General features: G+C 51.9%; 7 protein-coding genes. All 7 read left to right on the top strand.

The window, feature by feature from the left end:
- The first annotated feature begins 195 nt into the window (after positions 1-195).
- Positions 196-543: a SnoaL-like domain-containing protein gene (locus tag AAH187_RS14915; protein WP_342349264.1), complete on the top strand. Its 348-nt coding sequence runs from the start codon at positions 196-198 to the stop codon at positions 541-543.
- Positions 544-706: 163 nt separating this feature from the next.
- A complete protein-coding gene (locus AAH187_RS14910; protein ID WP_342349263.1) occupies positions 707-1,018 on the top strand; it encodes a hypothetical protein in 312 nt (103 codons plus the stop codon).
- A 4-nt stretch (positions 1,019-1,022) separates the two neighbouring features.
- Positions 1,023-1,910, top strand: a complete 888-nt coding sequence (locus AAH187_RS14905) for a pirin family protein (RefSeq protein WP_342349262.1) — start codon at positions 1,023-1,025, stop codon at positions 1,908-1,910.
- Positions 1,911-2,250: 340 nt separating this feature from the next.
- A complete protein-coding gene (locus AAH187_RS14900; RefSeq protein ID WP_342349261.1) occupies positions 2,251-3,249 on the top strand; it encodes a hypothetical protein in 999 nt (332 codons plus the stop codon).
- Positions 3,250-3,368: 119 nt separating this feature from the next.
- Positions 3,369-4,382 carry a YHYH protein gene (locus AAH187_RS14895; protein WP_342349260.1) on the top strand — a complete coding sequence of 338 codons (1,014 nt, stop codon included), beginning with the start codon at positions 3,369-3,371 and terminating at the stop codon, positions 4,380-4,382.
- Positions 4,383-4,800: 418 nt separating this feature from the next.
- Positions 4,801-6,057 carry an efflux RND transporter periplasmic adaptor subunit gene (locus tag AAH187_RS14890; RefSeq protein ID WP_342349259.1) on the top strand — a complete coding sequence of 419 codons (1,257 nt, stop codon included), beginning with the start codon at positions 4,801-4,803 and terminating at the stop codon, positions 6,055-6,057.
- Positions 6,054-8,986: multidrug efflux RND transporter permease subunit (locus AAH187_RS14885; RefSeq protein ID WP_342349258.1), on the top strand; the 2,933-nt coding region annotated here is incomplete at its 3' end. The genes AAH187_RS14890 and AAH187_RS14885, both read left to right, overlap by 4 nt.

Below are 8,986 nucleotides of genomic sequence, written 5' to 3'. Positions count from 1 at the left end.
GATGCCGATCCCAACGAATGGGTGAAGCCGGAAGCGATTGCCGCGCTGCTTGTTTTTCTGGCCTCCGATGAGGCTGATGCGCTGAATGGGGCGCTCATTCCTATCGGGTCATCATAAGGATGTTGGATGAATTGATCGATGTTTCAATTTAAGGGATGAACGGTAAATCTTTATTCATTGAAAGGAGAAATTATTATGAGTATTCAAAAACAAGTGCAAGCCGTGATCGATGGTATTGTGGCCGGAAAGCTTTTGGAAACGTTTGACTCTTATTATGCTGATAACGTCGTCATGAGTGACAATGGAACCGAGGAGCGGGTCGGGAAGGCTGTTAATCGAGAGCATGAGCAGAAGTTTATTGGGATGGTTCAGGAATTTCATGGAGCGAAGGCCGGACGGATACTGGTGGATGGGGATCATGCCGCGGTGGAATGGACGTTTGACCTGACTTTTAAAGGAGGAAGCCGCGTGAAAATGCAGCAGGTAACTATTCAAACCTGGAAAGATGGAAAAGTCATTCGGGAAGATTTTTATCACGGGTAATGCGGTTCCGGTCAGGAGAGAAAAGTGTGAAAATTTGTTTGTTCGTGCAAAAACCGGAAATGGACTAATTGGAAAATACGACTAGCACCGTCTGTGTTCTTGCACATGTGTCACCACGGGTTTTTCGTATTCGAACGGAACTTGTCGTAAAGGGAATAAGGTCATGCTCCGAGTCACAGTCCATACAGATGACGAAATCATTACCCTGCAGTTGGAAGGCCGGCTGGCCGGGGCGGCCGTTATCGAAGCTGAACGGTGTTGGCAGGTGACGTGTGCTGAGCATCCGGGTCGTGTCCCTCGAATTGATTTGCGGGGGGTGACGTTTTTGGATCAAGAGGGGAAATGTTTTTTGAATCGGGTCTTTCAACAGGGGGCCGGTTTTCTCTCTTCCGGCTGTCTGACCAGGGCCTATGTTGAGGAGATCACGCGTTCCGGTAAACCATGTGCTGAGACAAAAGCAGTGACGAAAGGATGAGATCATGACGCAACTCAAATCAGTTAAAGGAATCTACAAGACCGGGTCGGCGCATATGGTTGGGGACGGGTTTCCGGTTCGGAATGTCTTTCCGAGTCACGATCTCACCGAAGAAATCAGCCCGTTTCTGTTGTTGGATTATGCCGGCCCGGCATCTTTTCCTCCCACGAATCAACGGCTGGGTGTCGGGGAACATCCTCATCGGGGGTTTGAGACCGTGACCATCGTCTATCAGGGAAAAGTTGCTCATCGGGATTCAACCGGGAATGGAGGAACCATCGGACCGGGTGATGTGCAATGGATGACGGCGGCTTCTGGTGTGGTGCATGAAGAACTTCATGAAGAAGCCTGGGCCAAGGACGGGGGCACGCTACAAATGATTCAACTCTGGGTGAATCTTCCCAAGGTCTCGAAGATGGGTGCGCCTCGCTACCAATCAGTGCTCAATGCGGACATTCCGCAATCCAATCTTGGTGGACCAGGAGGTGTCATCCGTGTGATCGCCGGGGAATATGAGGGCCTGAAAGGACCGGCAATGACGTTCACGCCGGTGCACCTGTATGATCTGCGATTGGGAGCCGGACACCGGGCTGAGTTACGTCTTCCGGTTGGATATAATACCGGCTTGTTTGTCTTAAGCGGGGGATTGGTTGTGAATGGATCACACAAAGTCGGGGAGGCCGAGATGGCCCTCTGTGACCCGCAGGGAACGAAGGTGGATCTTGAGGCTACGGAGGAGGCCATGGTGTTGGTGCTGAGTGGAGAACCAATTCTGGAACCGGTCGCCCGCATGGGCCCCTTTGTTATGAATACTGAGGAAGAGCTTGTGCAGGCTGTGAACGATTACCGTGCCGGAAGGATGGGACATCTGGATTCAAACGAAGAAGGATGATTGCCAACATGACAGTAAGGGCAAAGAGTAGGGCGAGTCGCCGCATTTCTTACCAGGACATGTTTGAAAATTCCCGCGCCAAGTTTGTTTTCCATGTCAGATATCCGGTTGCTGAATGCGGACTGCACCCTGTTCAGTTCCCGTGCGGCCGCGGATACACTTTTCTGCGAGGCCACCGTCATGAAACTTCTGATGGTTCGTATTTCCGTAATGTACTTATAGAATATCCGTATAAGTTTAATGAAAAATAAACATTTCTCTTTTGATTAATAGGTGTGCATCCTATGGCCAATAGTAAGCAAAAGGCTTGAGGACTTAAACCCAGCGGAAATCGTGAATCATGGATACAACGAAACGTATATCCTGGAGCGCGTTGCCCACTTTCAGATTAACTCTAGTCTTTGTGGCACTCGGGGCATTCGTCTTCGCCCAAAACATTTGGGCAGAAGAGATGCCGTCCTTCACGACAGGATTGGCCCAAACGGTCAATCCCGGCCTTTATGCGTGTATTGGAGCCAGCGCGCGTATTAGTGCAGTCGGAAAGATCAGGGCCGAAGATGGCACGGAGTGGATTGTGCCGGCTCAGACGCACTTTCAAAGTGCGGAGAAGGCATCTGACCTTTTCAATCAATGTGATGGCGTCCAATTGCGCAATCGTTCAGAGCTTGATCTGAAGACGGTCCCCGTGATGGACGCCGGCGGTACTGAGAACTTTACAGTCTTTATCTTTGCTGATAATTATTTTGAGTTGTACGTGAACGGCCGTTTGTTGGCCGTCGATGCAGTGCCTTTTACGCCGTTCAATAGCAGTGTCATTCGATTCAAGGTCGATCGCCCGTTTTCTGTGGCTGTGCTAGCCGTGGATTGGGAAGAACATCTTGGCCTGGGCTCAGAGCAAAACAGGGGCCGGGCCTATCATCCAGGGGACGCCGGGGTCGTTGCTGTGATCAAAGACGAAAGCGGAAAGACCGTCGCGATAACGAATGCCACCTGGAAAGCCCAGACCTTTTACACCGCCCCGCTACAAGATCGCTCATGCCTGAAAGTGGAGGGTCAACGCAGAGACAGCTCCGCCTGTTCGACGGAAAGCGTTCAAGATGGAAAATCATTTTCAGCTGCGCATTGGCCTATTCCGGATAACTGGTTCGCCACGGATTATGATGACAGTGCCTGGCCACGCGCCTCTGTCTTTACGAACGATACGGTCGGTGTTGATAACAAGCCGGCGTTCATGAACTTCCTCGATATCTTTGATGATCTCAAAGCTGATGCCGACTTTATCTGGTCATCGAATCTGGTTCTCGACAATCTTGTGTTGCTGCGCAAGACCGTCGAGTAAGGTCTCCTGCACAAATCGGAAGCTGTGCGGGGAACCCGAAGGAGAAATACCATGAGACACTTCCCAATAAACTGGGAGGAGAAACCATCAAAAGTATTTTTTCATAGGAGATCCTCCTCATGAGATCACTGTTATTATCTGTGCTCATGCTGACTGTGGCAACCTTAACGGTCAATAACGCCAGGGCCGACGAACAATTGACCACGGATCCTAAACACACAGCATATCTTCACAACCTGAAGCATCAATTTCATGAAGACTCGATCACCGACGGACCCAAGCTGGTCGATTGTAAACTTTCCGGCGGTACCGAGACGAAATGTTTCTCCATTACCGTTAAGACAGAACCGTCCGGTTTCTTGCCGGGGCCTTGGTGTCCGCGTAATATCGCAGATGGACCGGACAAAGCCGGTATCTGGCTTGACGGAGGAAAGGTCTATGATGCCGATGGTGCCTTTATCCAAAATTTGGGCTCATTCTATAATGATGATATGTGGCAACTTTTCGATCCACAGACCGGAGCGGTCCATGTTACTGATACCAAGGAGTCATGCGGGGCCGCCGCACGGCCCGATGTCGACCCCAAATATCGCAATTACTGTGTCGAGTGCCAGACCTCCTACATGAAGGAAGGCGCGACCATGACCTATGTGATTCCGATCGAGCCGGTCCGAACACCTCATCCCGGTGGCCGAATTGGGTTTGTCGGAGTAGGTCTTACTTACAGTGGTGTACGGCTTGACGCTCCAGCGCCCGTTGACCATATCCTCGGCGCCCATACTCTGGCCCCATTTGATGATTGCGGTGGGCATGTCAACCTTCATGTGGGCTATCACATTCATGCGGTCACGGGCTGTTTAAAGGAAGTACAAAGCCAAAGCGCTCCTGGTCATGCACCGATGATCGGCATTGCCATGGATGGTTATATACTGCACTCACGACTGAACACTGATGGGACAGAACCACAGGATTTGGATTCCTGTCAGGGGCACATGTTCGGTGATCTGGGATACCATTACCACGTAGCTGCCCCCGGCAAGAATGAAATTCTGGGATGTCATGTCGCCGAGTATGGTTGTGTTTCCAACGATGGAGAAAAGTATTGCGATGCAACTCTGATTTCAAATCGCTAATGCAACAAATGGGGTTTTATCAACACATATTTGATTTGGTCCTTCGCCCTCAAGGGTTTTTCCGGGACGATAGTTTTATACTCTTACCGGGTGTGACATAGTGTGTTGAAAACCCATGACTACGCTGATTGGTCAAAAGGTGTATATGGTTCAAGAGAAAAATGTCTCTATTCGGTCACGGCGATTCCTTTTCTTGCGTCTTCATCGAAAAAGAGAGAAGCGGAACCCATTCGAAACTGTAAGAATCGTGGCTCTTGTCCGTCCATATACTCAAGAAGAAAGAAATCGACGAATAATGCTGAAGTCAAGGAAAGACAAACCTTATGAATGGGCAATCAATGCAGAGAAGCCAACAATCTGAAGATCCCGGCCATGATCCCGTGAAGGGGTTTGGCCGGAATTGGTGGGAATCAACCAGATGAATTTAGCCATTCTCAGTTCAGTTTCATCCCCCTTTCACAGTGGGAGTGCCGGTGTTCGTGGGAGTGCCTGGTTGCTCCTGATTCTCTTGATGGGGTGTGGGCAGGGAGCGACTTCCCCTCCGGCCCCTCCACCGCCGATGGTGGAAGTAGTGACGGTGACCACCGAGGATCTTCCCGATGAACCGGAATTCATCGGACAAACCGAGGCCTTTCGTCCAGTGGAGATCCGCTCTCAGGTGACGGGGATCATCAAGAAAGTATTTTTCACCGAAGGTCGGAATGTTAAAAAAGGTGACCGGCTGTATCTCATCGACCCCGTGCCCTTTAAAGCAGCCTATCTCAGTGCCAAAGCCAGAGTGACGCAAGCGCAGGCTCGACTGGTACAAGCCAAGCAGGATTTTGCTCGCGTCAATCCTCTCCTGGAAGAACAAGCTGTGAGTCAAAAGGATGTAGACGATGCGGTGGCCGAGGGATTAGCTGCCAAAGCCTCTCTGGAAGCGGCGGAGGGCGATCTGGTCAAGTCCAGGTTTGACCTGAGTAATACCCTGATTGTCGCCCCGATCGGGGGGCGCATTTCGAAAAGCCGGTTTTATGAGGGACGTCTGGTGTCTGCCCAGACAGATCTCATGACGACGATCGATCAGTTGGATCCCATGTATGTGAATATGTCTGTTCCGGAAACGTATTTATTGCGCCGAAGGCGTGAACTGGCCGCACATAGAGTCCAGAGGCCGGATCTCTTTCAGTTACGCGGAATCATGACCTTCGCGGATGGCAGTGTGTATCCCCATGAAGGAAAATTGGATTTTGCGGATGTGGCCCTCCGGTCGGAGACCGGTACCTTGCAGGGACGGTTTGCCTTTCCCAATCCTGAAGCGGATCTTGCCCCCGGAAAGTCCTATTTGTATCCCGGACAATTTGTCCGCATCCGGCTGAAGGGCTATATCCGGACCGATGCGATTTTAATTCCCCAGCGTGCGGTTCAACAGGGTTCCAAAGGCACCTTTGTGAATGTGATCGGACCTGACGATAAAGTCGAAGTGCGTGAAGTGGACGCCACCACCTGGCGTGGGGGCGATTGGCTCATCGAAGAAGGCCTTCAGCCGGGGGAGCGCATCGTCGTCGAAGGATTTCATCGGATTCAACCGGGAGTGCAGGTCAATCCAGTTCCGTTCCGGAATGGAGAGGCCGCATCGGAAAGCCCGAGTCATGAGAATCCGACACCTGCTGAAACAACACAGGAGAACTCATGAGTTCTCATTTTTTTATTGATCGACCGATCTTTGCCACGGTCATTTCTATTGTGATCGTGGTTGTGGGACTGGTGTCCCTTCAGGTTCTTCCCATTGCCCAGTTTCCGCAAATTACCCCTCCTGTGGTTCAGATTGATGCGGATTATCCCGGTGCCAGTTCAGAAGTCGTAGCCGAAGCCGTGGCGAGGCCGATTGAGGTGCAGCTCCCCGGCATCGATAATCTCCTGTATTACGATTCCTCCAGTACCAACGATGGTCATATGACCATCCGATTGACCTTTGAAATCGGGACGGATGTCGATATCGCCCAAGTCCAAACTCAAAACCGTCAACGCCTGGCGGAACCACAGCTTCCGCCGGAAGTGGTCCGGCAGGGCATCACGGTCAAGAAGGTTTCTCCGGATCTACTCGCCGTGGTGGCGTTAAGTTCCAGTGATCCTCGTCAGGATACCGTCTTTCTTTCCAATTTTGCGATTCTCCGGATTGTGGATAACATCAAACGGCTTCCCGGAGTAGGGGATGCGACGATCTTCGGAGGACAAAATTATTCCATGCGCCTCATTTTGGACCCCATTCGCATGGCTCAAATGGATGTGACGCCGACGGACATCGCGAATGTCGTGCGAGAACAAAATCGAGATTTTCCGGCCGGCCGGTTAGGGCGTGAGCCTGCTCCTCAAGGGACGGAACTCACCATTCCTGTGATTACCCAGGGACGAATGAGTGATGCCAAAGAATTCGAAGACATGATTGTCCGGGCGTACCCGGATGGCTCCATGGTTCGGCTTGGAGAAGTGGCCAAGGTTGAGTTGGGGGCACAATCTTATGACCTCGAGGGACGGTGGAATGGCAAACCGAATGTCTTCCTGCTGACATTTCTCTCCCCGGGAGCCAATGCCCTTGAAACCATGAAACGAATCAAGGACGAGATGAAGAGCCTCACGAATATTTTTCCGGCTGGAGTCTCATACGACATCCCCTACGATACGACCCGATTCATCGAGGTCTCCATTCAACAAGTGGTGAAGACCCTGGGCGAAGCCTTAATCCTGGTTATTCTGGTGGTCTACCTCTTTCTTCAAAGCTGGCGTGCCACATTAATCCCAGCCGTGGCCGTCCCTGTCTCACTGATCGGCACATTTGCGGGTATGGTCGCCCTCGGATTTTCCATTAATACCTTGACCCTGTTCGGCATGGTGTTGGCCATCGGGATTGTGGTGGATGATGCGATTGTGGTGGTGGAAAACGTCGCCCGGCACATTCAGAACGGACACCAGCCAAAGGAAGCTGCGAAGCTGGCGATGACGGAAGTCACCGGTCCGGTCATTGCGCTTGTCGTGGTGCTGGCTGCCGTGTTTTTACCGGTGGCGTTTCTGGGAGGAATCACAGGAGAACTCTATCAGCAATTTGCGATTACCATCACGCTATCCGTGGTCCTGTCCGGAGTCGTGGCGCTGACCTTAAGCCCCGCGCTCTGTGCGTTGATTCTCAAGCCGGATCAGGAAGGGCAGAACCGGTTTTGGAAGAAATTCAATCAAGGTTTTGATTGGACGCAGAATCGGTATGTGGGAACGGTTGGGACGATTCTCAAACACTCTCTGCTGTCCCTGGCAATCTTCGGGGTCCTGATTTTTGTCAGCGCCGGGTTGCTGAAAATGCTTCCATCCAGTTTTCTACCCGAAGAGGATCAGGGATACTTTATTTCGATCGTTCAATTGCCGGATGGTGCCTCCAAACAACGCACGATTGAGGTGTTGAGCAAAGTGGAAGAGTATTTCCTCTCGGTTCCCGAGGTGCATTCAACTGATGCCCTTGCCGGGCAGAACTTTGTGTTTAACACTCGAGGGGCGAATCAAGCGACGATGTTTGTGCCCCTGAGCCATTGGGATGACCGCACCAGACCTGAGCAACATGTTCAAGCGTTGATTGGAAACGCCTTTAAAAAGTTTGCTGAAATTCCCGAAGCCTTGATCCTGGCTTTTAATGCGCCTTCTATTCGGGGATTGGGGGCCACCGGAGGATTCTCATTACAATTACAGGATCCGAGCGGTGGAGATTTCAAACAATTTGCCGCGATGACGCAACAATTTGTGAGCAGGGCGCAACAAGATCCGGCCATTGGAGCGATCGGCACAAGTTTTCGCGTGTCGGCGCCGCGACTCTATGCCCGGGTGGATCGGGAACGGGCCAAAGCTTTGGGTGTCCCTATTTCTGAAGTGTTCGATACCCTGCAAGCCTATTTTGGCAATCTCTACATCAACGATTTCATTAAATTCGGTCGGGTGTACCGGGTGCAGACCGAAGCGTTGCCGGAGTTCCGGTCGAGTCCGGATGATATCTCGAAAATTTATGTGCGGGCCCGGAGTGCGAAAGGTTCCACGATGGTGCCGCTTGATACCGTGGTCAGTACGGAATTTACGAGCGGTCCGGATACCGTGACCCATTTCAACGGATTTAATACCGCCTCCGTGTTGGGTTCCGCTGCTCCAGGATATAGTTCAGGGGCCGCCCTTGATGCGTTGGAACGGTTGGCGCAGGAGGTGTTGGTTCCCCAGGGCTATGATATCGATTGGAGCGGGATCTCTTATCAGGAACGGAAGACCGGAACGGAGTCCATCTTTGCCTTTGCCTTCGGCCTCCTGATGGTGTTCCTGGTGCTTGCCGCGCTGTATGAAAGTTGGTCGGTGCCCTTTGCGGTGATTCTTGCCGTGCCGTTCGGCCTCTTCGGGGCCTTATCCGCCGTGTGGATTCGGGGACTGAGTAACGATATCTATTTTCAAATCGGCTTGGTGACCTTAATCGGGCTGGCGGCACGAAACGCGATTCTTATCGTCGAATTTGCGAATCATCGCTACGAGGGGGGGATGCCACTGGTGGAGGCGGCCTTAGAGGCTGTCCGTCTTCGATTCCGTCCGATCATCATGACCTC

The sequence above is a fragment of the uncultured Nitrospira sp. genome (genome assembly GCA_902500695.1).
Lineage (GTDB): Bacteria > Nitrospirota > Nitrospiria > Nitrospirales > UBA8639 > Nitrospira_E.
This window is presented reverse-complemented; position numbering and strand designations above follow the sequence as displayed.

Excerpts from the sequence above, each read along its gene's own strand:
- AAH187_RS14905 (WP_342349262.1), top strand. The coding sequence starts at position 1,023 with ATGACGCAACTCAAATCAGTTAAAGGAATCTACAAGACCGGGTCGGCG.
- AAH187_RS14915 (WP_342349264.1), top strand. The coding sequence starts at position 196 with ATGAGTATTCAAAAACAAGTGCAAGCCGTGATCGATGGTATTGTGGCC.
- AAH187_RS14910 (WP_342349263.1), top strand. The coding sequence starts at position 707 with ATGCTCCGAGTCACAGTCCATACAGATGACGAAATCATTACCCTGCAG.
- AAH187_RS14890 (WP_342349259.1), top strand. The coding sequence starts at position 4,801 with ATGAATTTAGCCATTCTCAGTTCAGTTTCATCCCCCTTTCACAGTGGG.
- AAH187_RS14895 (WP_342349260.1), top strand. The coding sequence starts at position 3,369 with ATGAGATCACTGTTATTATCTGTGCTCATGCTGACTGTGGCAACCTTA.
- AAH187_RS14900 (WP_342349261.1), top strand. The coding sequence starts at position 2,251 with ATGGATACAACGAAACGTATATCCTGGAGCGCGTTGCCCACTTTCAGA.